The 23,242-nt window shown below is 39.2% G+C and carries 23 protein-coding genes and 1 tRNA gene; 16 read left to right on the top strand and 8 right to left on the bottom strand.

Features of this window, described 5'->3' with window-relative positions:
• From yajC to H5119_RS01705, 5 genes are all read left to right on the top strand, one after another.
• Nucleotides 1-339, top strand: coding sequence for a preprotein translocase subunit YajC (gene yajC / locus H5119_RS01685; protein ID WP_007375993.1), 339 nt, complete (start codon nt 1-3; stop codon nt 337-339).
• 19 nt (nt 340-358) lie between these two features.
• Complete coding sequence (secD, locus tag H5119_RS01690) at nt 359-2,218, top strand: protein translocase subunit SecD (RefSeq protein ID WP_182700967.1); 1,860 nt, start codon at nt 359-361, stop codon at nt 2,216-2,218.
• Nucleotides 2,219-2,227: 9 nt separating this feature from the next.
• A complete protein-coding gene (secF, locus tag H5119_RS01695; RefSeq protein ID WP_077536852.1) occupies nt 2,228-3,175 on the top strand; it encodes a protein translocase subunit SecF in 948 nt (315 codons plus the stop codon).
• A gap of 137 nt (nt 3,176-3,312) precedes the next feature.
• Nucleotides 3,313-5,097 carry a bifunctional diguanylate cyclase/phosphodiesterase gene (locus tag H5119_RS01700; RefSeq protein WP_182700968.1) on the top strand — a complete coding sequence of 595 codons (1,785 nt, stop codon included), beginning with the start codon at nt 3,313-3,315 and terminating at the stop codon, nt 5,095-5,097.
• Between the two features lie 29 nt (nt 5,098-5,126).
• Nucleotides 5,127-5,936: an ABC transporter substrate-binding protein gene (locus H5119_RS01705; protein ID WP_182701012.1), complete on the top strand. Its 810-nt coding sequence runs from the start codon at nt 5,127-5,129 to the stop codon at nt 5,934-5,936.
• A gap of 53 nt (nt 5,937-5,989) precedes the next feature.
• On the opposite strand, the gene suhB is transcribed toward H5119_RS01705, so the two are convergent.
• Nucleotides 5,990-6,793, bottom strand: coding sequence for an inositol-1-monophosphatase (gene suhB, locus H5119_RS01710; RefSeq protein ID WP_002957826.1), 804 nt, complete (start codon nt 6,791-6,793; stop codon nt 5,990-5,992).
• Nucleotides 6,794-7,043: 250 nt separating this feature from the next.
• Here suhB and H5119_RS01715 point away from each other — a divergent pair, with 250 nt between their 5' ends.
• Nucleotides 7,044-7,460: a VOC family protein gene (locus H5119_RS01715; protein ID WP_138584117.1), complete on the top strand. Its 417-nt coding sequence runs from the start codon at nt 7,044-7,046 to the stop codon at nt 7,458-7,460.
• A 46-nt stretch (nt 7,461-7,506) separates the two neighbouring features.
• Here H5119_RS01715 and H5119_RS01720 read toward each other — a convergent pair whose 3' ends face one another.
• The gene (locus tag H5119_RS01720) at nt 7,507-8,169 is read right to left on the bottom strand and encodes a LiaF domain-containing protein (RefSeq protein ID WP_182700969.1); all 663 of its coding nucleotides are present in this window, start codon (nt 8,167-8,169) and stop codon (nt 7,507-7,509) included.
• A 327-nt stretch (nt 8,170-8,496) separates the two neighbouring features.
• Here H5119_RS01720 and H5119_RS01725 point away from each other — a divergent pair, with 327 nt between their 5' ends.
• The 4 genes from H5119_RS01725 to H5119_RS01740 all read left to right on the top strand — a co-directional run bounded on the left by H5119_RS01725 (nt 8,497) and on the right by H5119_RS01740 (nt 11,263).
• A complete protein-coding gene (locus H5119_RS01725; RefSeq protein ID WP_077536856.1) occupies nt 8,497-9,063 on the top strand; it encodes a BON domain-containing protein in 567 nt (188 codons plus the stop codon).
• 141 nt (nt 9,064-9,204) lie between these two features.
• On the top strand, nt 9,205-9,363 hold the full coding sequence (locus tag H5119_RS01730) for a YqaE/Pmp3 family membrane protein (RefSeq protein WP_008166086.1): 159 nt from the start codon (nt 9,205-9,207) through the stop codon (nt 9,361-9,363).
• A 305-nt stretch (nt 9,364-9,668) separates the two neighbouring features.
• Nucleotides 9,669-9,745 (top strand) — tRNA-Ile (locus tag H5119_RS01735).
• 660 nt (nt 9,746-10,405) lie between these two features.
• Nucleotides 10,406-11,263, top strand: coding sequence for a PA4780 family RIO1-like protein kinase (locus H5119_RS01740; protein WP_077536858.1), 858 nt, complete (start codon nt 10,406-10,408; stop codon nt 11,261-11,263).
• Between the two features lie 271 nt (nt 11,264-11,534).
• Here the strand turns inward: H5119_RS01740 and H5119_RS01745 are convergent, their stop codons facing one another.
• Nucleotides 11,535-11,864 carry a 5-carboxymethyl-2-hydroxymuconate Delta-isomerase gene (locus H5119_RS01745; protein WP_077536859.1) on the bottom strand — a complete coding sequence of 110 codons (330 nt, stop codon included), beginning with the start codon at nt 11,862-11,864 and terminating at the stop codon, nt 11,535-11,537.
• A 206-nt stretch (nt 11,865-12,070) separates the two neighbouring features.
• On the opposite strand from H5119_RS01745, the gene H5119_RS01750 reads away from it, so the two are divergent.
• The 6 genes from H5119_RS01750 (at nt 12,071) to H5119_RS01775 (ending at nt 17,275) form a co-directional block, all read left to right on the top strand.
• Complete coding sequence (locus H5119_RS01750) at nt 12,071-12,553, top strand: CreA family protein (RefSeq protein ID WP_077536860.1); 483 nt, start codon at nt 12,071-12,073, stop codon at nt 12,551-12,553.
• Nucleotides 12,554-12,579: 26 nt separating this feature from the next.
• On the top strand, nt 12,580-13,353 hold the full coding sequence (locus H5119_RS01755; protein WP_182700970.1) for a hypothetical protein: 774 nt from the start codon (nt 12,580-12,582) through the stop codon (nt 13,351-13,353).
• Between the two features lie 11 nt (nt 13,354-13,364).
• Nucleotides 13,365-13,991: a LysE family transporter gene (locus H5119_RS01760; RefSeq protein WP_182700971.1), complete on the top strand. Its 627-nt coding sequence runs from the start codon at nt 13,365-13,367 to the stop codon at nt 13,989-13,991.
• A 226-nt stretch (nt 13,992-14,217) separates the two neighbouring features.
• Nucleotides 14,218-14,712, top strand: coding sequence for a gamma-glutamylcyclotransferase family protein (locus H5119_RS01765; RefSeq protein ID WP_138586627.1), 495 nt, complete (start codon nt 14,218-14,220; stop codon nt 14,710-14,712).
• A 14-nt stretch (nt 14,713-14,726) separates the two neighbouring features.
• Nucleotides 14,727-16,268 carry a serine hydrolase gene (locus tag H5119_RS01770; protein WP_182700972.1) on the top strand — a complete coding sequence of 514 codons (1,542 nt, stop codon included), beginning with the start codon at nt 14,727-14,729 and terminating at the stop codon, nt 16,266-16,268.
• 89 nt (nt 16,269-16,357) lie between these two features.
• Nucleotides 16,358-17,275, top strand: coding sequence for a histone deacetylase family protein (locus tag H5119_RS01775; RefSeq protein WP_182700973.1), 918 nt, complete (start codon nt 16,358-16,360; stop codon nt 17,273-17,275).
• 12 nt (nt 17,276-17,287) lie between these two features.
• Here H5119_RS01775 and H5119_RS01780 read toward each other — a convergent pair whose 3' ends face one another.
• The 5 genes from H5119_RS01780 to H5119_RS01800 all read right to left on the bottom strand — a co-directional run bounded on the left by H5119_RS01780 (nt 17,288) and on the right by H5119_RS01800 (nt 23,190).
• A complete protein-coding gene (locus H5119_RS01780) occupies nt 17,288-17,581 on the bottom strand; it encodes a DUF4144 family protein (RefSeq protein WP_182700974.1) in 294 nt (97 codons plus the stop codon).
• A complete protein-coding gene (locus H5119_RS01785; RefSeq protein ID WP_182700975.1) occupies nt 17,582-18,391 on the bottom strand; it encodes a DUF2797 domain-containing protein in 810 nt (269 codons plus the stop codon).
• Nucleotides 18,392-18,413: 22 nt separating this feature from the next.
• Nucleotides 18,414-20,954: an EAL domain-containing protein gene (locus tag H5119_RS01790; protein ID WP_182700976.1), complete on the bottom strand. Its 2,541-nt coding sequence runs from the start codon at nt 20,952-20,954 to the stop codon at nt 18,414-18,416.
• Nucleotides 20,955-21,069: 115 nt separating this feature from the next.
• Complete coding sequence (gene purD / locus H5119_RS01795; protein WP_182700977.1) at nt 21,070-22,353, bottom strand: phosphoribosylamine--glycine ligase; 1,284 nt, start codon at nt 22,351-22,353, stop codon at nt 21,070-21,072.
• A 15-nt stretch (nt 22,354-22,368) separates the two neighbouring features.
• Nucleotides 22,369-23,190 carry a class I SAM-dependent methyltransferase gene (locus H5119_RS01800; protein WP_182700978.1) on the bottom strand — a complete coding sequence of 274 codons (822 nt, stop codon included), beginning with the start codon at nt 23,188-23,190 and terminating at the stop codon, nt 22,369-22,371.
• Between the last annotated feature and the right edge of the window lie 52 nt (nt 23,191-23,242).

Raw genomic sequence — 23,242 nt, forward strand, 5'->3', positions numbered from 1 at the left:
ATGAGTTTATTTATTTCAAATGCACAAGCAAGTACTGGCGCAGCAGCAGCCGGCGGCGGAACTATGCAAATGCTAATTATGTTAGCTATTTTTGGTTTAGTTTTTTACTTTTTGATTTATCGTCCACAAGCGAACCGTGTTAAAGAGCACAAAAGCTTGATGAATGCGATGGCAAAAGGTGATGAAGTGCTAACCCAAGGTGGCTTGGTCGGTAAAATCGTTAAGATTTCTGAAGATAAAGATTTCATCGTTATCTCTTTAAATGAACAAGCAGAAGTAACAGTACAAAAATCGTCTGTATCTGCAGTATTGCCAAAAGGCACAATGAAGTCACTATAAAAATAATAAGGACGACCCCGTGTTAAACAAGTTTCCAGTTTGGAAGTATTTACTTGTTTTAGCTGTGGTAGCCATTGGCCTTTTATATGCCTCTCCAAACTTGTATGGTCGCGATCCGGCTATACAAGTTTCAGGTGCTAAAGGCGCTGATGTCGATCTCAGTGTTGTAGACAAAGTAAACGCAATCTTAAAAAAACATAATGTAACCGCTAAATCGACAATACTTGAAGATGGGCAAATTTTAGTTCGTTTAAAAAATGTTGAAGAACAGCTAAAAGCGCAAGATTTACTGCGTGACTCGTTAAGCGATGATTATATTTCTGCTATTAATATGGCACCTGCTCAACCAGCTTGGTTAAAAGCGGTTGGTGGTAACCCAATGAAGCTAGGTCTTGATTTAAGTGGTGGTGTACATTTCACCATGGAAATCGATATGGCAACAGCGGTTGATAACCAACTTGAGCAAATGGAACAAGATTTTCGTAGTGACCTGCGCGAAGAAAAATTACGTTACCGCAGTGTTCGCCGTGTAGCTGGCTCTGAGCGTATGCGTGTAGAAATGCGTACCGAGGCCGATAAAGAAGCAGCAGAAAACTTCTTGGAGACTCGCTACCCACTAAACGTTTATATTGATGATAGCAGCAACGATAACGCGTTTTTTGCGACAATGAGTGAGCAAAAACTCAAAGAAATTCGTGATTACGCTATTAAGCAAAATGAAACGATTATTCGTAACCGTATCAACCAAATTGGTGTTGCAGAACCAAACGTACAGCGCCAAGGTGCTGAGCGTATCATTGTTCAACTGCCAGGTATTCAAGATACAGCCCGCGCTAAAGAAATTTTAGGTGCGACGGCAACGCTCGAATTTCGTGAAGTAGACGAAAACGCAGATGTGAGCGCGGCTGCTCAAGGTCGTATTCCGCCAGGTACTGAAATGATCATGAGTCGTGACGGTTACCCTGTTGTACTTAAAAAACGCATTATCCTAGAAGGCAGCCATATTACTGGTGCGCAATCTGGCGCAGATGAATATCAACGTCCACAAGTAAGCATTTCGCTAGATAGCAAAGGTGGGGCAAAAATGAATGCCTTTACCAAACGCGCTATTGGTAAGCGTATGGCAACGGTATTTATTGAATACAAACCATCAGGTAAAAAAGATGCAGACGGTAAAGCACTTCCACCTATTAAGGTAGAAGAAGTAATAAACGTAGCAACAATTCAAGCTCGCCTTGATCGCTCGTTCCGTATTACGGGTATTGATAACCCTGCTGAAGCGCATAACTTAAGTTTACTACTTCGTGCTGGTGCGCTTGTAGCGCCAATTCAAATTGTTGAAGAACGCACGGTAGGACCAAGCTTAGGCCAAGAAAACATTGAAGCAGGTATGACTGCGGTTGCACTTGGTTTTGCGTTTGTACTGGTGTTTATGCTTGTGTACTACAAAGGCTTTGGTATGGTGGCAAACCTTGCACTTGCGGCTAACTTAGTACTGATTGTAGGTGTTATGTCGTTAATTCCAGGTGCTACGCTTACTTTGCCAGGTATTGCCGGTATTGTACTAACAGTTGGTATGGCTGTTGATGCTAACGTGCTTATTTTTGAACGCATTCGTGAAGAGCTGGCCGATGGCCGCAGCCCTCAACAGGCGATTCATTTTGGTTACGATAGTGCCTTTAGCACTATTTTTGATGCCAACATCACTACATTAATCGCTGCCATTATATTGTTCGCAGTAGGCACCGGCCCAATAGCAGGCTTTGCGGTTACACTTGCGATTGGTATTTTAACTTCAATGTTTACAGCTATTGTTGGTACCCGTGCGGTAATCAACTTATTTGTTGGCGGTAAACGCATTGAAAAACTTTCTATTTAAGGAGCAGACATGCAAATTTTAAGTTTGGGTAGTAGAACCCTTCGTTTCATGTCTCTTCGAAAAGTGGCTATGGGCTTTTCGACGTTATTAATTTTAGCGTCGTTTGCATCAATTTTTGTTAAAGGCTTAAACTTTGGTTTAGATTTTACCGGCGGTACTGCGGTAGAAGTTGGTTTTTCACAGCCAGCTGATCTTAAAAAAGTACGTGATGCGCTAGCTGATAACGGTTTTGCTGATGCATCGGTACAACTGTTTGGTTCAAGCCAAGAGATTCTGGTTCGATTAGCACCACGCGGCAGTGATGTAAAAGCGGAAGTAATTGGTAACCAAGTAATCGACGCACTTAAAAAAGCAGACGACAGCGTAGTAATGCGCCGTATTGAGTTTGTTGGCCCAAGTGTAGGTGAAGACTTAAAAGAGCAGGGTGGCCTGGCCATGTTAACTGCGCTTATTTGTATCTTGATCTATGTTGCATTTCGCTTTGAATGGCGCTTTGCTGTTGGTGCGGTAGGTGCACTATTACATGATGTTATTATTACTGTAGGTTTGTTTTCTATATTAGGTTTAGAGTTTGATTTAACTATATTAGCGGCAATCCTTGCGGTAATTGGTTATTCACTTAACGATACTATTGTTGTATCGGACCGTATTCGTGAAAACTTCCGTAAAGTACGCATCGACGATACAGCTGAAATTATTGATATTTCACTTACGCAAACACTTAACCGTACGCTTGTAACATCAATCACCACTATTTTAGTATTGATTGCCTTGTTTGCGTGGGGCGGGCAAACTATCCACGGTTTTGCAACTGCATTACTGTTTGGTGTGTTTATTGGTACTTATTCTTCAATTTATGTTGCCAGCTCTATTGCCCTTGCAATGGGTGTAAGCAAAGAAGATTTAATACCAGAAGTAATTGAAAAAGAAGGCGCAGACCAAGACGCTATGCCGTAATGGATTTGTAACTGCTTTATAAAAAAAACCGCTCCTTTAGCGGTTTTTTATTATCTGTTGTTTGGCTATTTGCCATATAACGGTCATACAGGATTGTTACTTTGTCGCTCTTATCATAATTATAATTGGGCCTAGCAGTGACTGTGCAACGTAAAGTTTTAGAATATATTTTAGATAACGGTGAAATAACCACATTATTCCAACCTATTTTTGATATATCTAATCAAACTATTTTAGGCTACGAAGCCCTTAGTCGAGGGCCTAAAAATAGTCCTTTAGAGATGCCAAATAAGCTCTTTGCAGTTGCTCACGAACATGGACTGATTTCTGAACTTGAATTGCTATGCCGCTCCAAAGCAATCGAAAATTTTGTAAAGTTGGCCCTGCAAGGAAAACTGTTTTTGAATGTAAGCCCTAAAATTTTACTCGATCCGTGCCACCCCAAAGGAGAAACCCTGCACTTAATAGAACAATTTGGTTTAGCGGCCAATCGCGTAGTGATAGAGGTGACGGAGCAAGAAAAAGTAGACGACGGTTTCCTGTTGTTAAAAACTATCGCGCATTATCGAGAGCTGGGTTTTACCATAGCGATAGACGATCTGGGAGCTGGCTATTCAGGGCTAAAGCAGTGGTCAGAGCTACAGCCCAACTATGTAAAAATAGATCGTTACTTTATAGATTACTGCGATCAAAGTGAGGTTAAAAAAGAGTTTTTAAAATCAATTACCGTGCTGGCTAGAGCAACTAACACCTCTGTGATTGCGGAGGGGATTGAGCGTCCTGAAGAGTTGGCATTAGTCGAGGGTTTAGGTATTAAAAATGTACAAGGTTTTTTACTCGAAAAGCCAAGTCAGCAACCAAGTTACGATTTTAGATCAGAACAAATACAAGCCCTTACACTAAAGGAAAAAGATCAATTTGATCAATCTATGGCAATAGGATTGCTAAACCTCACACAAGCTCAAATTGGCAGTGAAACACGCTGTAAAGATGCTCATAAGCTATTTGAACAGGATAAATCGATTATTAGTATCGCGGTATTAAACCAGCAAAGTCAGCCTGTGGGGCTACTACACAAAGATCAACTAACCGAAGTGTTTGCGGCACCTTATGGCCATGCGCTTTACGATAAGCGCCCAGTGACAGCGTTAATGGATAAGCATCCATTGGTTGTCGACGAAAATCAAAAACTAGATACGGTGAGCCAGCAAATAACGGAGCAAGATTTTGATATTCGTCGTCATATTGTGATTACACGCAATAATAAGTATTTGGGATTAGCGCCACTTAGAGATATTTTAAAACATATAACAGAAGAAAAAATTCGTCACGCCCAGCATGCTAACCCGTTAACGATGTTACCTGGCAATGTGGCAATAAATGAAACAATCGAGCAGAGATTGCGAAACAGAGATAAGTTTTCTCTAGCTTACATTGACTTAAACCATTTTAAGCAATTTAATGATTTATATGGCTATGCCAGTGGCGACAGTGTGATCAAGCTGTTAGCGGATGTAACCGTGCAAGCTTGCGCAAACAGTGCTAACTTTGTAGGACATATTGGCGGCGACGACTTTATGGTTGTGTTTGATCAAACCGACGCGGTCGCTATTTGTAATACTATTATTGAACAATTTGAACTGCAGTCGAGAGTGTTCTTTACACCAGAGCATATAAACAATAAAGGGTACTGGGCAACAAATCGCGAAGGCGAAAAGCAATTTGTACCTTTACTTACTTTATCGATAGGCTTAGTGGAACCTGATTTACAGCAGTGTAAAAATAGTCATCAAGTCGCTGCATTAGCAACGGATGCTAAAAAAGAAGCCAAACGATATCGCCATAGCTATCTTTTTATATGTAAACGCAGAAGGCCAGCCCCCGCAGTAGTGCGCTTAACAACTAATAAAAGGGCGATTTAAAACCATAGGTGATAACTAAAATGATAACTATGTTGCCATTGAAGTATTTAATTAGTGCGATAAGTTTATTTGCGTGTAGCGCGATAGCAAACGAGGTTAATATCGTACATATTGCACAAGAGCAGCGCGTACAATATGCCCGTGATGACTACCTCAATGAACTACTTGCAAAAGCGCTTATTAGCGCACAATACCCTGCTGACATTCGCGCTGTACTCATTCACCCACACCAGCAACGGACTTTAATTGCGCTTGATACAAAAAGCCTGGATTTATATTGGAGTATGAGTAGTCCTGAGCGAGAATCATTAGCCATAGCGATTAAAATACCCTTATTTAAAGGCTACATAGGCAAAAGAGCATTATTGACCAGTAAAGATAGCTTAACTAGGTTTAAAGGTATTAATACCATAGAGCAGCTTAGTAAGCTTTCTGCTGTGCAAGGGCATGATTGGCCTGATACCAAAATAATGGCTTTTAATGGCCTGCATGTAAGGCCACTTGCAAATTATCAAGCGATGTTTACATTAACCAGCAGAGGGCGTATCGATTATTTTCCGCGTTCATTTATAGAAGTTAATTCAGAGTTAGAGGCAAATAAGCAAAGCAACTTGATGATAGTACCTAATTTATATATTAGTTATCCAACGGGGTTTTATTACTTTGTGTCAAAGCGTAAACCAAAGCTTGCAGAGGCAATTGAAAAAGGATTAAAAATAATGCAAGAAAATGGAGAGTTTGATGCGTTGTTTAATGAGTACTTTGCCAAAGAGATAAATAACTTGCCTTACAGTAAAGCTGATACTGTTGAAATTAAACTCGACAACCCTTATTTTTAGGCACAAAAAAAGGAGCCCAAGCTCCTTTTTAGCATGCTATTAAACGCATTAAATTAGCGAAGTAACGACTCAGTTAATACTGGACGAATTTCACGAATAATTGCTTGAGTCAGTTTTGGTGAACCACAAATGATATTGCCACTGTGGTTATAGTTATTGCCACCAGCGAAATCTACAACCATACCGCCCGCCTCTTTAACCATTAGTTCGCCCGCAGCAGAGTTCCACGGTTTTAAACCAATTTCAAAAAATCCATCAACACGACCCGCTGCAACATATGCCATATCTAAAGCAGAACAACCCGCACGACGAATGTCTGCAGTGTGCACAAATAATGCTTTAAACGCTTCGGTGTATGCATCCATGTGGTTTTTGTTTTTGAAAGGGAAACCAGTCGCGAGTACAGTGCCTGCAAGAACCGTTGTTTTGCTAACACGTAAGCGTTTGCTATTAAGTTGAGTACCTTGGCCGCGAGATGCAGTGAAAAGTTCACCACGAATTGGATCATAAATAACAGCTTGGTCCAAACGACCTTTAACTTTAAGTGCGATAGAAACCGCATAATGAGGGATGCCTTTGATGAAATTAGTTGTTCCATCGATAGGATCTACAATCCATTGGTAATCATCATCCTTGCCTTTATGCTCACCTAATTCTTCACCAACAATAGAGTGAGTAGGGTAAGACTGTAAAATAGTGTCACGAATTACGGCTTCGGCTTCTTTATCAATGTTAGTTACTAAGTCGTTAGCGCCTTTTTGTTGCACTTCAACTTTTGATAAATCTTCACTTGCGCGAAGTAAAATTTTGCCTGCGTTGCGCGCAGCGCGAACCGCAATGTTTAACATTGGATGCATGGAGTTACCTTTGGGTTGTAAAAGAACGTTTATATATTTCAGCCGGCGTATTTTAGCGACTTTTGACATAAAGTAAACAATAAACCCCAAATACTTATGTTTGTTTTTTATACAACATTGAAAGTTTAGTGTATTTATTAAAATATTTAGAGGGGATGCTGCTTTTAAAATAAAAAACTAAAAATAACACTTTACCTAAAGTTAGCTTGAGGTTTTATCGTGTGCCTAAATTAATAAACAGGAACACATTATGTATTTAGAGCACGTTAATTTAGTCGCTAATAATATTGAGAGCATGCTTAAATTTTATCAAGCCGTCTTTCCGAATTGGTCAATTAGAAGTGAAGGCGAGGGTACTTGGTATGGAAAGCCCAGACGCTGGGTACACTTTGGCGATGACACCCATTACATAGCAATAAGCGATCATGGTGAAGGTGAAAACAGAAACCTATCGGGTCATCAGGTGGGTTTTGCGCACTTTGCTTATGTAACTAATAACCTAGATGAGGTAATAATACGTTTAAATAAAGCAGGCTTTGTAATAAGTAAGGATGGCAGTGACAACCCATTTAGAAAAAACGTCTACTTTGTTGATCCGGCGGGTTTTGAAGTAGAGTTTGTCGAGTATTTAAGTGATATCCCCAGTGAAAGAAATAATGATTTGTAGCTTTATACTAAGCACCGTAAATTACGGTGCTTAAACATACTCAATATTATTGACGATTATTACCAGCTCCCAGCTGGGTTTTTAGCTCATTAGCAAAACTTATAAATTTTTCTTTTATGGTGCGTTTAATTTTTACTTCAACAGAGCCTAACACTGCTCTTCCTTCAATATGAATAGTGGGTCCTTGGCGCTTATTGAGCGATATCGATTTATTTTCAAGGCTACTTAAAATACAAAACATTTTAGACACTACGTTTACATGCTCCGGTACGTAAATTTCATCGCTGCCAAAAATACAATTAACGTGAATAGTCACATTTTGATGAGCAAAAATAGCGTCAGTAAAATCAAGTACCACCGAACCCATAAAATTGCTTAGATAAATATTTTTTGGCACAACCCATTGGCCACTTCGCTCGTTAGAGCCCAAGATGCTGCGTAGCGTAAAGTCATCATCACTGTTTTGCTGTGCACTGTAGTGTGGTGTGAACTGCGATTGTTTTTCGGCTTTGTATTGCTGATCGGTATTAAGTGTTAAATCTTCTACTAAGGCGAGTAGGGCTTCGTTATTAGATGCATCCATCGCTTTATCTAAGCGCCTTTCAAATGCATCAACAGAAATAATTCCATGACTGTAATTATAAATTAATTGATCAATGACTTGTTCGCGCACTTGCTCTATTGGACGGTCTTCAACTTTTACAGACATGGGCATTCCTTATTATATTCGCTATTGATGCTGCTCTTGTTAGTTTGATTGCAAATCACATACCACTTATAAGTACTTTAATTATCAATGGGTTAATTTTTAACTCGTTTTTTTATTTCGTTATATTAACGATAGATTAACCAAAACAGCAATTATCTAGCTAATTTTACTATTTGAGAAAGTTTTACCGATAAGTCTGTAAATACTGGCATAGCCATAATCAAATTATTATCAGCATTAAGCTTAACTTATTGATTTTTAATATTAAATAAAGTTGGCCTAAAGTTCGCATTAATAAAAGTGTCTTTAATCAAAAGGAGAAAGATTATGAAAACATTTAACAAATCTATTATCGCGGCTTTAGTTCTTGGTTCTACGGCTATGAGTGCCCAAGCAAACAGCTGGGAAAACGAAAGTAAAGATGCTTGGATTGATGGTAAGGCAGAAACAGTTCTTCTTATGAACACTAATCTAAACAACTTTGACATTAATACAGATGTAAAAAATGGCAAGGTAGTACTTACAGGTAAAGTTGATAGCGAAGTAGAAAAAGAGCTAGCAGAAGAACTTGTACTTAGCCTAGACGGCGTATCTGGTGTTGACAACAGCCTTACTGTTGTTAAAAACATGGATGCTAAACACACAGACAAAAACATGATGAACGATGATGATAACGACTTAACTGACGCTAAAATCACCACAGTAATCACAACGCGCTTCCTGTTTGACTCAGAAGTGGGCGGAACCGATATTGACGTTGATACCGACAACGGTATAGTAACCCTTAATGGTTCTGTAGAATCTGAAGCTGAAAAACAGCTAGCAGTTAAAATTGCTAAAAATGCTGAAGATGTTCGTGACGTAGTTGATGAGTTAACTATCGTTGCTGAATAACACAGTACAGCTAAAACCCAGCATTGCTGGGTTTTACGTTTTTTATACCAATTACATTAAATCAGTGAGCTATTTAATGTAATAGAAGGTCATATTTTTAATGAAATTGGTATTAATACTTAATTTAAATGGAGTTTTATCGTGGATATCATTCGTATAATATTATCTGTTTTATTGCCGCCGCTGGGTGTGTTTTTACAGGTAGGCTTAGGTTTACATTTTTGGTTAAATATTTTACTAACCTTGTTAGGCTATTTCCCAGGACTGATACATGCAATTTATATTATTGCTAAAAAATAATACTGTTCAACCCGCTGTATAAGTCGCTGTGACTTGAAAATGACGATTTTTAAGTTTAGAGGTAAATTGAATTTATTAGCGGGTCGTAATTTTAATCAGTCCACACCTTCACCGTTCGCTCTAAGTTTTGTAAATTTAATATTTACACCCACCGAAAGTTTACTATTTAAGCAGTTAGCTTACTGATTGTTAAAATAAATGTTTTTGGTAGTGACAAGCCCCTAAAAAGTTTTTATACTGCAGTCCACTTTAGTCACTCAGGTGATTAAACGTTTCAAAATTAACTGTTTCAGTTATATAAAGTTGGCCCCTTAGCTCAGTTGGTTAGAGCACACGACTCATAATCGTTAGGTCCCCAGTTCGAGTCTGGGAGGGGCCACCACTTTTACAAACTTTCCAAGTAAATACCTACTAACAGAAAATACCCTGTGCTACTTTTAATAATATTAATGAATTTGAAATGATGCAATAATTACCTAATTTATTTTATCTATTGAGATACTCTTCTAAAAGAGTAAATTAAATGGAGTGTTTTTTACTTAGTTGCTTATGAAAAATATTGCCCTATCCAAGTATGACTTTCAGTTGATGAGTAAAGTCTTTAGTCAAAATATATTAGTTGAACTTGCTAAGTTTGGTGAGAGTCGCTCTCTTGAAAAAATCGTTTCAGATTTAATCAGTCTTGATTATACAAACCTCACGCCGCGATTAAATCGCCCATAGATTGAATGAATTTCAATCCACAAAGGTCAACACGTCCTAACAAGATATAAACTTTACAGCTAAGGCGTATTGATGTTGCTGATTAAATTTGACACAAGTTTTGAGGTAAAAGCTAATTAACTAAACTATTTTTTTCAGTCTTAAATCTGTCTTAGTCTTATAATAAACAGATTGTTATGTGATAATTTTTTGAATCACTTTTACTGTTAATTATTTCTTAAATTCTCAAAGATGATATCCTGTTTAAGTCACATTTAAATACATAGAGCATACTCGATACAATAATGATTAATAACCAATCCTATATAGCAGGGAACCTGTGAAAATACCAAAACGCCTACAACCTCTCGTTGATGATGGTTTAATTGATGAGGTTATCAGCCGATTAATGAGCGGCAAAGAAGCCGATGTTTTTGTTGTTCGCTGTGGCGAGCATATTCGTTGCGCTAAAGTTTATAAAGATGCTGTTAAACGTAGTTTTAAAAAAGCAGCCCAGTACCAAGAAGGGCGAAAAGTTCGTGGTGGTCGCCAAGCCCGTGCTATGGGGAAGCGTTCAAGCTATGGTCGACAGTTAGAGGAAGAGATTTGGCAAAATGCTGAAATTGATGCCTTATCACGTTTAGCTAATGCGGGTGTACGAGTTCCAGAAACATATTGTTGTATGGATGGTGTGTTAATTATGGAGTTGGTTTCTGATGATGCTGGCGATGTTGCACCTCAACTTGGCCATGTAACGTTGACGCAAGAAGAAGCGATTGCACAACATAAGTTAATGATGCACTACATTATGTTGATGTTGTGTGCGGGCATTATACATGGTGATTTATCTGAATTTAATGTTTTAGTTGATGATAAAGGGCCCGTTATTATAGATTTACCGCAAGCGGTTAATGCCTCTGCAAACAATAGTGCTGAGGCTATGTTTGCCAGAGATGTAAATAATATGCGCCGTTATTACGGTGAATTTGCACCGGCTTTGTTACATACACAATACGCTAAAGAAATGTGGGCGTTATTTGAAGAAGCTAATTTAACACCTAATTCTATACTTACTGGCGAGTTTGAAGACGATAGTGAAAATGCTGACGTTGATTCTGTTTTAGAAGAAATTCAAGCGGCCAGAGAAGAAGAATTAGAACGACTGGAGCGTATTAACGGCTCCGATGATGATGAATAAACTAGGTTTTGTTGAACTTTTAGGATTAATTTTTTAAATTTTCTCTACTTTTTTGGATCACAGCGTTTAGCTAAACGCTGTGATCCAAAGAGTGCTTTGTACAGTGCCAATCCGCAATAATACTTATATCATTTTGAGGTGCCAAACTTGGCGCTAACTGCGTTAAATTTCTCATTTAGAGCAACTAAATCAAATTTTTTTTGCCTCGCCATCGATAAAGTTTTACTACCTAAAAAATAGAACGCTTAATTAAGTGAGTGGGTATAGCAAACTAATTTTTACGATATATCTCATGCTCAATATCATAAATAATTACGCTTAAGCTGTCTGATTCTCTGCAATAGGTTTTTAAGCACGAAAGTAAGCGCTCGCTTAGCATTTGCTTTTGTTCTATGGAACGTCCAGCCATTATGTGCGCTGCAATATGAATAAACCCTTCTTTACCTGCACCTAGTTGATATTGCTGATAAGCAATGGCACGTGTTTTTATGGTTTCTAAATCAAACAAACCACTTTCGAAAGTGGTGCTATGGATTTTTTCTACCAGAACTTGTGGCAAAACAGGGAGGTCTTCTGAGTGTTCAATAATAATGTGCGGCATTTAGACGTTTCCTATTATGTATTACAACATGGGCATGGGTTAATTGTATCAATACAACAGGGCTTACTAAACCCTGAGTTATTTAAAATCTTTGCTTTAAACTAATTTAGTCGTATTAATTTTTGATGTTAGTATAAAAGCCAATAAGTGAACCCTTGCTTATTTAGGTTGGCACTCAATTGTCGATATATTGATTAAGGATATGTATGAAACTACTACAAAAAATTAAACATTTGACTGTACTTGTGGGGGCTGTTGTTGCCTTAAGTGCTTGCTCTGATGATGTCGCATCGGTAAGTCTAGGGTTATTTACGACTAAAGATGTTGTAGTCAACTCTCAGCAAGATCCAATCATTAAAGGGGTTACGTGCCATATTAGCCATATAGAAGCTGATTTGGATTTTTCTGATCCGTCAGATATGTCTATTGCGTGTCGTCAAACCGGACCGATTACCGCAGATCAACTTCAAGCAATTGATCGCAGTAAATCGGGCGAGGTTGTATTTAAATCATCTAAAAGTATTCTATTTAAATCGTTAAAAGTACGTCGTATTTACGATGCTAAAAATCGTACTTTATTGTATTTATCGTATTCAACTAAAGAATCAAGTGGCAGTCATCATCATGCGCTATCGACAGTGCCGCTTTATAACACCAAAGCGTGGGACTGGGCACTTGAACAAGAATAATTAAACTAAAATTAAAAGAGCACATTATGTTAGCTTTATTTAAATCAGCACCATTATTAGAAGCGCAAGAGCAGCAATGGCTTATTGATACGTTTATTTGGGCTGTCGAAAATTTTGATGTTGAGTTTTTTACTAAACAAACCCAAATTGTATTGCCAACAGCTGCGTTTTTTCCAGATTCGGTATCAAGTATTGAAGAAATGGCGACGAATGTTTTTACTCGCGTTACTAATTACGCGGGTATGAGCGCATGGCCGATTCAGCTTGTTGCGCCGCAGCAATTACAACCACAAGTTTTTCCACATTTTGAATTTAGCGATAAAATACGTGGCGAAGGCAGTCATTTAATTGTGCCACCGAGCCATATGGTGAGCGTTTCTTTTAATCCAAATCAGATTAACCAGCCGCAGGATTTAGTGGCAAGTTATGCAGGTACATTGGCCACTATACTTATTCATCATGTTGGCGTGTTACCGCCAGGAGGTAAAGAATACTTACCACAAGCGGCTGATGCACTTGCTTGTTTTTTAGGGTTTGGCGTGATGATGAGCAACACTGTGTATCAGTTTAAAGGCGGTTGCGGCTCGTGCTATAACCCATACGCTAATCGTGAGGCTAAATTAAGTGAAACTCATACTGTGTTTATGCATGCACTTGTTAGTTATTTTAAAAACGATAAGAATTCTAAAAAACATTTAAAGCCACATCTGCGCAGTCAATTTAAAAAAGCTCAAAAAGAAATTAAAGAATTAGTAAATAACTCGGCCAATCCGCTGCTATTAGCATATTCGCCAAACTAGTAAGGGTACTTGTGGATTACTTAGATGAGTTTTTACTGATTGTTATTGCCCATTTTTTTGCTGTAGCAAGCCCTGGTCCCGACTTTGCTGTAGTACTTAAGCAAAGTGTTCAACAAGGTCGGCGTAACGCACTGTGGACAAGCGCAGGTGTTGGCGCTGCTATTTTACTGCACATTGCATATTGTGTTTTAGGTGTTGCGCTTATTTTAACGCAATCACCTAGTTTGTTTATGGCGTTGAAATATGTAGCGGGTGCCTATTTAGCTTACTTGGGCGTACAAGCGCTTAAAGCGGCAAAACCGCCTGCAAGCGCTGAAGATGAGGTTGAAAACAAAATAGTTCAAGAAGAACCAGTGTGGCTTGCCTTCAGACGCGGATTTTTAACAAATGCGTTAAACCCAAAAGCAACGCTGTTTTTTATGTCGTTATTTACGCTAGTGATTAGCCCAACCACACCGACTAACGTGCAGGTAGGTTACGGTGTGTACATGGCGCTGGCTACATGGGCGTGGTTTTCAATGCTTTCAATGGTGCTTTCTAAGGCGAGTGTAAGAGAGTTTTTCCAACAGCGTGGCTACTGGTTTGACCGTGGAATTGGCGTTATTTTAATTGCTCTGGCGATACGTGTTGTTATTTAACCTGAACTCTGGTTAAGATATTTACTAATGTATTGAATCATAATGATATTTAAATTTATTTTTCTCTAGCCAGAGATTTTCAGTGAAAACAAGGCGAATTTACGCATCAATAGCGGGCCTATTGTAAGTAAATTCAACATAGTTAGCGCTGAAAATAGCTGCTTGAGATAGATTTATTATCCAGAGTTCAGGTTATTTAACTTATTTAAAAAGCGCAGGAGATAACATGCCGCTCTATAATTTTTCGTTTGGCTCTAATATGTCATCTAATCGTTTATTAGCGCGTTTACCTAATGCTAAACGAGTTGGAACAGCGGTTCTTAAAGGATATGAACTTACGTTTGACATGTTATTTAAAGATGGCTCAGGTAAGTGCAGTATTTGCCCAAGCGCTAAAAAAGATGAACTAGTTTATGGTGTTATTTATGAGATTAGTGATGCCGAAAAAATCATTTTAGATGGCATTGAAGGCGCCGGCTACGACTGCGTAGATATAACCCCAACGCTATTAACAGGTGAGACAATAAACGCACATTGTTATATAGCAAATACGCACGACAGCGATGTGCTCCCATATGACTGGTACATAAAGCATGTTCATCGCGGAGCACTTGAAGCCGGCGTACCAAAAGCATACAGTGATGCTATATTAAATCGTCCACAAAAAAGCGATACCAATCAAGCACGCGCAGCCCTTGAGTTTGCCGTACATCAACAATAATAAATAGGATTGATATGAAATTAACCCAACTAGCCACAATTGCTTTATTAGCTGGCACTGCCTTTAATAGCTTGGCACAAGTAGACACCGACAAAATTGATAACGTGATCAAGGCGTCAATGGCGCGTTTTGACGTGCCTGGAATGGCGGTGGCTATCGTTGAAAACGATAAAGTGATATTTGCCAAAGGCTTTGGTGTCGTTAATCTTGAGACCAATAAAAAAGTAAATAAAGACACCTTATTTGGTATTGCTTCAAACACGAAAGCGTTTACTTCCGCTGCACTGGCTAAGCTGGTTGATGAAGGTAAATTAAGTTGGGACGACCGCGTTATTGACCGCTTACCAGAATTTAGATTGTACGACTCATATGTAACACGCGAAATGCGTATTCGTGATTTATTAAGCCATCGCAGTGGGCTCGGGCTTGGGCAAGGCGATTTAATGATTTGGCCAAGCACGGATAAGCCCGTTGATGAAATTTTAGCTGGATTAAAATATTTAAAACCTGCGAGCAGCTTTCGTAGTAAATATGCTTATAACAATTTGATGTTTGTTACCGCAGGCGAAGTGGTTGCACGTGTATCGGGTATGAGCTGGAACGATTACATCGAAAAAAATATATTACAGCCGCTGCATATGGATAATTCACGCGCAGGCTTTTCACGTATTCCAAAAAGTAACACTAACTGGGCAACAGGCCATATTCCTATGGATGGCATGCTTCATCCATTTTTTGTGAACTATCTTGAGGACTTTAGAGGCGCAGGCGCAATTGCCTCAAGCGTAAGCGACATGAGCCAATGGCTTCGTACACAATTATCAGGTGGTAAAATGCCAAATGGCGAGCAGCTCTTTAGTGAGCAACAGCAAACGCAAATGTGGCATCCACATATTACGTCTATTGCATCTAAAAGTGCGTTTGAATCATATCATCAGCAATTTAGAGGCTATGGGTTAGGTTGGAGTATAGAAGACTACCACGGCTTTAAAAAGTTAGGCCACGGTGGTGGTATTTTAGGAATGGTATCGCAAGTAACTCTGCTACCAGAGAAAAAACTCGGTATTGTTATTTTATCTAACCAACAAGCTTTTAGCGCGCTTTCGGCGGTTACACACGAAGTGCTAGAAGATGCACTTAACCTTGAAGATAAAGATTGGGTTGAAGACTTAGCTAAAAAACATTTTGAAGGAAAACAAAAAGCGTACGCTAATGCATCTCCAGAAGCGCCCGCTGATTATCAGCCACAATTACCAAATATTAATTACACAGGAACATTACATGATGATTGGTATGGCGACGTCATTGTTGAGCAGCTTGACAGTAAATTACGTATTGATTTTACGCATACTAAGCGCTTAAAAGGCACGCTTGAGCATTACACGGGCAATACATTCATTGTTAAATGGGACGAAAAATTGCTAGAAGCTGATGCGTTCATAACTTTTGATATGGACACAAAAAATAGAGTTAACGGCGCTAAAATGCGCGCAGTATCAACACAAGTAACCGACTTTAGCTTTGACTTTAGAAACCTACAGCTAAAAGCAAAGTAGTAATTTAATCTCGCTATACACCAAAGTAGCAAAGCCACCTGTCGGTGGCTTTGCTATATTAAGTTTTTACACCTTGTAAGGGACTTTTTATGCGTACCGCTGTTATTTCTCATCCTCATTGCCGTAAGCATAAAATGATAGACGACCACCCCGAGTGCCCTGAGCGTCTAGATGCTATAACCGACCGATTACTTGCCAGTGGTGTAGATGTCGGCTTAACGCATTTGCAAGCTCCTAAAGCAGCGCGAGAGCATTATTTACTTGCCCATGACGAAGCACTTGTTAAACACGTAGAAACCACACTCCCTACCGAGGGGCTCGCTAATTTAGATGGTGATACTTGGTTATGCCCCGATTCGTTTAAAGCAATTGAGCGTGCAGTAGGTGCTGGGTTGTTAGCGGTTGATGAAATACTTGCGGATAAACTCGATGCCGCTTTTTGTTCGGTGCGCCCACCGGGTCATCATGCTAATAGAGAGTCATCCTCCGGGTTTTGTGTGTTTAATAACTTAGCTATTGCCGTTAAGTATGCACAAAGCAAAGGAGTTAAGCGCATTGCGATTGCTGACTTTGATGTACACCACGGTAATGGCACACAAGATATTTTTACCGATGATGAAAATGTGTTGCTTTGCTCGTTATTTCAGCATCCTTTTTACCCTAATACGGCAGTAAAAAATAATAGTCACATAGTTAATTCACCGCTGCCAATAGCCAGTAATGGCGACGATTTAAAAGACGTGTTTACTCAGCAATGGCTGCCAAAATTAAAGGCGTTTAAACCCGAATTACTTTTTATCAGCGCAGGGTTTGATGCTCACTTAGAAGATGACATGGCAAGCCTAAAGTTTGTTGAAGATGACTACATTTGGCTTACCGAGCAATTATGTAAAGTAACAAAAGAAAGTGGCTGTAAAGGGGTTATATCGTATCTTGAAGGTGGCTATGCGCTATCAGCGTTGGGTAGAAGTGCTGTAGCGCATATAAAAGTGCTTACTGAGATTTAATTGTGCCGCGTTTTATAGCTCAAGTAAGTTAAATGCCTGCTCAACGGTCAGGGTCGTTATTTTACTTAAACAACAATGCCCTTCATTTAATAAGTAACTTGTTGTGATTACAGCAAGTTGCTCTGCGCTTAACTGCTCTCGCGGTGTATTGTTTAAAGTGCAGTACTCACCACGTTTATTAAGTATAACCACATCAGCTAAATCGTTTGTTGTAACATTGTGCAAGTGCTCTTCACGCTCTTGTTGTGTGTGCGCTATTTCAAGCTCGTTATAAACAATAAGCAACTGTGGAAATTGATTAAGCATTTAGTCTACCGTTACTTCGTAAGACGTAAATTTACGAATGTTAATAACGCCTTTTTCGAAAATTAAGTACTGGCCTTTAATGCCTTGTAGAATACCACTTACAACGGGGTCTTTATCAAAGTTAAATGAGCTGATTTTTGTTGGGTATTCGGTGACTGGAAAGCCTAAATCAACCACATCTTCATCTAATTGCTCTATTGCTGTTGCACCAAATAACTCGCTTAGTTCGTTGAGTTTTTCGCTAATTTGTGGAATTAACTCAGCCGCTGCTGCTTTTAAATCAAGTGCTTCGTTTTGGCCTTTCAACATATTGCGCCAATTGGTTTTATCAGCAATAAATTCAGCCAGTGCTACTTCAACTAAACCTGATTGCAGGCGAGTTTGTACTTTGAAAATAGGCAATGCTTGAGTTGCACCTTGATCAACCCAGCGGGTAGGTATTTGTGTATGACGAGTAATACCGACTTTGAGTCCTGAGGTATTGGCAAGATATACATAGTGCGGGATCATGCAGTTTTCTTCGCCCCACTGTGGCTCTCGGCACGTACCTTGATCGTAATGACAGGTTTCTGGTTTCATTATGCACATATCGCAGCTAGCGAGTTTGCGCATACAGACAAAACAGTGACCTTGAGAATAGCTTTTTTTAGTTTTTTTACCGCAGCTAGAACACAAAATAGTGCCGCTAAAGGTAAGTGTAAGCTCTTTGCCTATTAGTGCGTTTAAGTCTACTAAGTGCTCACCTACGGGTAAGTGGTACTGTACTGGATCGGTTAAGCTCGATTTTAATTTACGCAGTGTGCCTTGCATCTTTACTTGGCCCCTAAAGATGTTAAAAAGAGGAGTCTAACATTTTTAAGCTATATTGGCTTTTTAAGAAATGTAAATAATCGGTGTAAGGCAGTGCTTTGGCATATAAATAACCTTGAGCGTAGTTAGCGTTCATGTCTTTAAGTAAATGATGAGTTTCTTGGGTTTCAACGCCTTCTATAGTGATTGATAAACCCAAGTTGTGCGCCATATCAATGGCTGTTTGTACAATAACCTGATGAGTTGGGTTGTTAGGTAGGTCAAAAACAAATGATTTATCTATTTTTAGTTCACTAAAGTGATAATTAATTAAATAACTCAATGACGCGTAACCCGTACCAAAGTCATCTAAAACCACTTTAATACCCAATGCGCTTAGGTCATCAACCAATTTAATGAGGGCATCTTGGCTATCTACAAAAGCAGATTCGGTCAGCTCAAATTTGAGTAAACGTGCAGGTATTTGATATTTAATTAAAATATTTTCTACTTTTTCAGCTAAATTATTGATAGCTAAATTTTTAGCGCTTAGGTTTACGCTTATGGTGTGATTAGGGTAGCCATTTTTTGTAAGCTCAACAATATCTTTACAGGCCTGCTCGATAACCCAAAGAGTTAACTCGTTAATAATCCCAGTGTGCTCGGCAAGAGTAATAAGTTCTTCTATAGATAAACTGCTAAATGCAGGATCGGGCCAGCGTAATAAAGCTTCAGCCCCACTTACTTGGTTATCAAATAAGTTAACTTGTGGCTGGTAGTACAGTGCGAGTTGATTATTATTTATTGCTTGTTGCAATTTAGCCGCTAAAGATACATCCATCATGAGGTTATTGTCGCTTGAGGATGAACCTATTTGTTTTTGGCTGTTTTTGGCGTTTTTAAGTGCCAAATAACCACGCTTTAACCAATATTCAAAATCGTTATTTTGAGCAGCAGAGCTAATGCCTATACTGTAATTAAGTTGCAGATTAAGCCCTTTAATTTCATATTGCTTAGGCAGATTATTAATTATCTTTATCAGTAGCGCTTCTAAGGTTTCTTGATTTTGTGTTTTAGTTGAAATACAGGCAAATACACCGCTATTTAGATCAGCCAATCGAGGGCTTGTATTTAAATTTGTCTCAAGGATTACAAATTGACGTTCGTGGCTTAATTCGAGTTCAAGCTGTTTCGCTACATGTTTTGCCAGCGCATAACCTTGAGAAGGGGTAATAATGGTATTGAGCGAATTGAAGTGACGTATTTTTATTAAACACAAAGTGGTAGAGCGTTCTTGGCCTTGTAATGCCATAAATGCGTGCTTTAGCTTTGAGCTATTAAGTAGCTTAGTTTGTTGAGTGTGTGTGGCGTGGTAGAGTGCTCGTTCACGTTGATAACGCACTCGATCGGCTAATGCCATTGCCATCAATATCACTTCACATAATATGGCGACTAAAAAAGCATGGCGTGTAGTAAAGCTATAAGATAAAAGTCCAGTGAGCTCCATTGGCTGTATTGCAGCACCAAATATTAAAGGTATCCACGAAAGTACATAAAACTTAGCCCATCTAAATCCAGTACGTAGTTTTTTATAAATTAAAATAACACAGACAATATAAAGCACGCCCATCACGCAAAAGAAGATGGGTGCTGATATGTTCTCAGGAATGAATAAGCTACTTATTGCTAATATAAACATAGCGTAAAGTAACGATGTACCCATTTTATAACGCCAGCACTTATCTTTGTGGTAGCGTAAAAACATAATGCAAAAAGACAGTGTAAAAAAAGAGATCGCGTAGTTAGTAAATATAACTTTTTCGTGAATAAATAATTGCCACTCTAAAGGCCATAAGTAGAAACCAAAGCCCAGTACTGCTCCCATCATGGTTATTGCACTAATAATATAACCAATATAAATGAGGTAAACACGGTCTTTTATGCCAAAATAAAGAACCAAGTTATAAAGCGCTGCCATAAGCAAAACGCCCACAAAAATCCCCCAAATACCCGTTTGCGAACGCACTAAATCGATAAATTCTTTGTCACGATATAAGTTAACAGGGGTTTTACTTATACCGATAGTGTCTATTTTGAGAACCAATCGTTGTGATGTTCTACTATCTAACGAAAAACGAATATGCGGTACGCTGTATTGAAATAGTGAAAGCGACTCTTCTTTATCACCAAGCCTGTAAATATCAATAATTTCATTGTTTTTTGTTAGGTGATATATAGTGAGGTGATCGACCATAGGGTTATCAAAATGAGCAACTATATTTTCTCTTTTTAAGCTCTTATTTTCTAAATCAAGAAATAGCCAATAATTTTGCTGTGCAAAGCTCCAAGGTATTTCAGAGAATGAATCATGAATAAGAAGATTTGGTTGGCTCACTATATCGTTAAGTGTAAGTGTTTTTTTCTCATCAATGTAATACGCATAATCGAGGTACACCGGTGCCGTTTTATCAATTGTATATCGAGTAGGCATTACAAGGTTTGATGTCAATGTACTGATAATAAAAAATATAAATATCAGAATGGCAACAGCAATTGCATTGTAGCGTAAAGTTCTTAGTTCCAATATTTGCGCACTTTTAAAGACCTTTTAAATAGTGTAGCACTAAAAAAGCGCAGGTAAGCTGCGCTTTTTTAGTTTAATTAACTCATTACACCAATAAGTTTTACTCGTGGGAAGCCTATTGCTCGCGGGCAATGGCACGATAAGCAATATCTGTACGATATTCCATACCATCCCAGCTAATTTGTTTAACAAGCTCGTAGGCGCGTTGCTGCGCTTCAGTAACTGTATTACCGAGTGCTGTTGCGCATAATACGCGACCGCCTGCGGTTACAACGTCACTGCCATTTTGTTTAGTACCGGCATGAAATACTTTTTCGCCTGCGGGGTAATCAACTTGCAGCCCTGAAATAACATCACCTTTTGGGTAATCACTAGGATAACCTTTAGCAGCAAGTACGACACCAACGGCTGCGCGTGAGTCAAACTCAATCGTTGTTTTATCAAGTTCTACACGGTTAGCTGCTTCAATCAATTCAACAAGATCTGACTGCAAACGTAGCATCATTGGTTGAGTTTCAGGGTCGCCGAAGCGACAATTGTACTCAATTACTTTAGGAGTACCTGTTTCGTCAATCATCAAACCTGCGTATAAAAAGCCTGTGTACGGATGGCCTTCGCTTGCCATGCCTTCTACCGTAGGGGTGATCACTTCGTTCATAATACGCTGGTGGATTTCATCAGTAACAACTGGCGCAGGTGAGTATGCACCCATGCCACCCGTATTAGGACCCGCATCGCCATTGTAAGCGCGTTTATGGTCCTGACTGGTAGCAAAGGGTAATACGTTTTTGCCGTCAACCATAACTATGAAAGAGGCTTCTTCACCGTCCAAAAACTCTTCAATAACAACACGACTTCCCGCATCGCCAAACGCATTACCCGCAAGCATATCGCGAATCGCTTCTTCGGCATCGGCTTCCGTCATGGCTACAATTACGCCTTTACCCGCAGCCAAACCATCTGCTTTTACAACTATTGGCGCGCCTTTTTCTTTTAAATAAGCAAGGGCAGGGTCAATTTGTTCAAACGTTTGATAGTCGCCTGTCGGGATTTTATGACGTGCTAAAAAGTCTTTAGTAAACGATTTAGAGCCTTCGAGCTGAGCTGCGCCCGCAGTAGGGCCAAAAATAGCCATGTTATGTTCACGAAACTTATCAACAACACCCAGTACTAACGGTATTTCTGGACCTACAATTGTAAGCTCTACTTTATTTTGCTGTGCAAAACTAAGTAAACCCTCTAAGTCGTCAACGTTGATTGCTACGTTTTCAAGTTTAGGTTCAAGTGCGGTGCCTGCATTACCAGGGGCTACAAATACAGTGTTTACTTTGGTGTTTTGAGCGGCTTTGAACGCAAGCGCGTGTTCGCGGCCGCCGCTGCCAATGACTAAAACATTCATGGCGAAAATTCCTATTTAAAGCGGTTTCTTAAATTTCAGCGTCATGCGGTCGCTTTCACCAATGGCTTTATATTTATCAGCATCTTGTTCGCCGAGTCTTAAGCTTGGTGGTAGCGTCCATACCCCTTTAGGGTGATCGGCTGTATCTTTTGGATTTGCATTTATTTCACTGCTTGCTACTAATTCAAACCCTGCTTGTTTTGCAAGCTCTACTACGTAGCTCTGCTTCATATAACCTGACGTTTTTTGATCTTCGTCAGCGCGCTCTTCAGCTAAACGGTGCTCAACTAAACCTAATGTGCCACCTGGTTTAAGGGCTTTATAAAAAGCTTGGAATGCACTTAATGCTCCGCTTTTATCTTTGCCCATGTACCAGTTATGAACATTACGGAATGTTAAAACCATATCGGCGCTGCCAGCTGGCGCAATATCTAAATGTGTTACAGGTGCAAACTCGGTAATTTTAACGTTACTAAAGCGCTCATCGTCAGCTACTTTTTGTTTAAAGCCTGCAAGAGAACGTTGGTAGTAGCCAACTGATGAATCAGCAGGAAAATGCGCAGCATAATAAGTGCCTTGCTCTTTTAGTGCTGGCGCTAAAATTTCACTATACCAACCACCGCCAGGTGCAATTTCAACAACGGTCATGGTTGGTTTAAAACCAAAAAATGCCAGTGTTTGAGCTGGGTGGCGATATTCGTCACGAGCACTGTTTTTAGTACTGCGCTCACTTGATTTTAGTGAGTGCTCAAGGCTCGATTCGTGGTTATGGCTAAGTGCCATAGTCGATGTCATAGTTAGTGTGGCTACAAGTAGCGATTTTAGCGCAAATTTCATCATCTGTTCCTTCACATTATAATTTTAAATAGGTCATTGAATAGTCAGAATA

Source organism: Pseudoalteromonas sp. SG45-5, assembly GCF_014164085.1.
GTDB lineage: Bacteria > Pseudomonadota > Gammaproteobacteria > Enterobacterales > Alteromonadaceae > Pseudoalteromonas > Pseudoalteromonas aliena.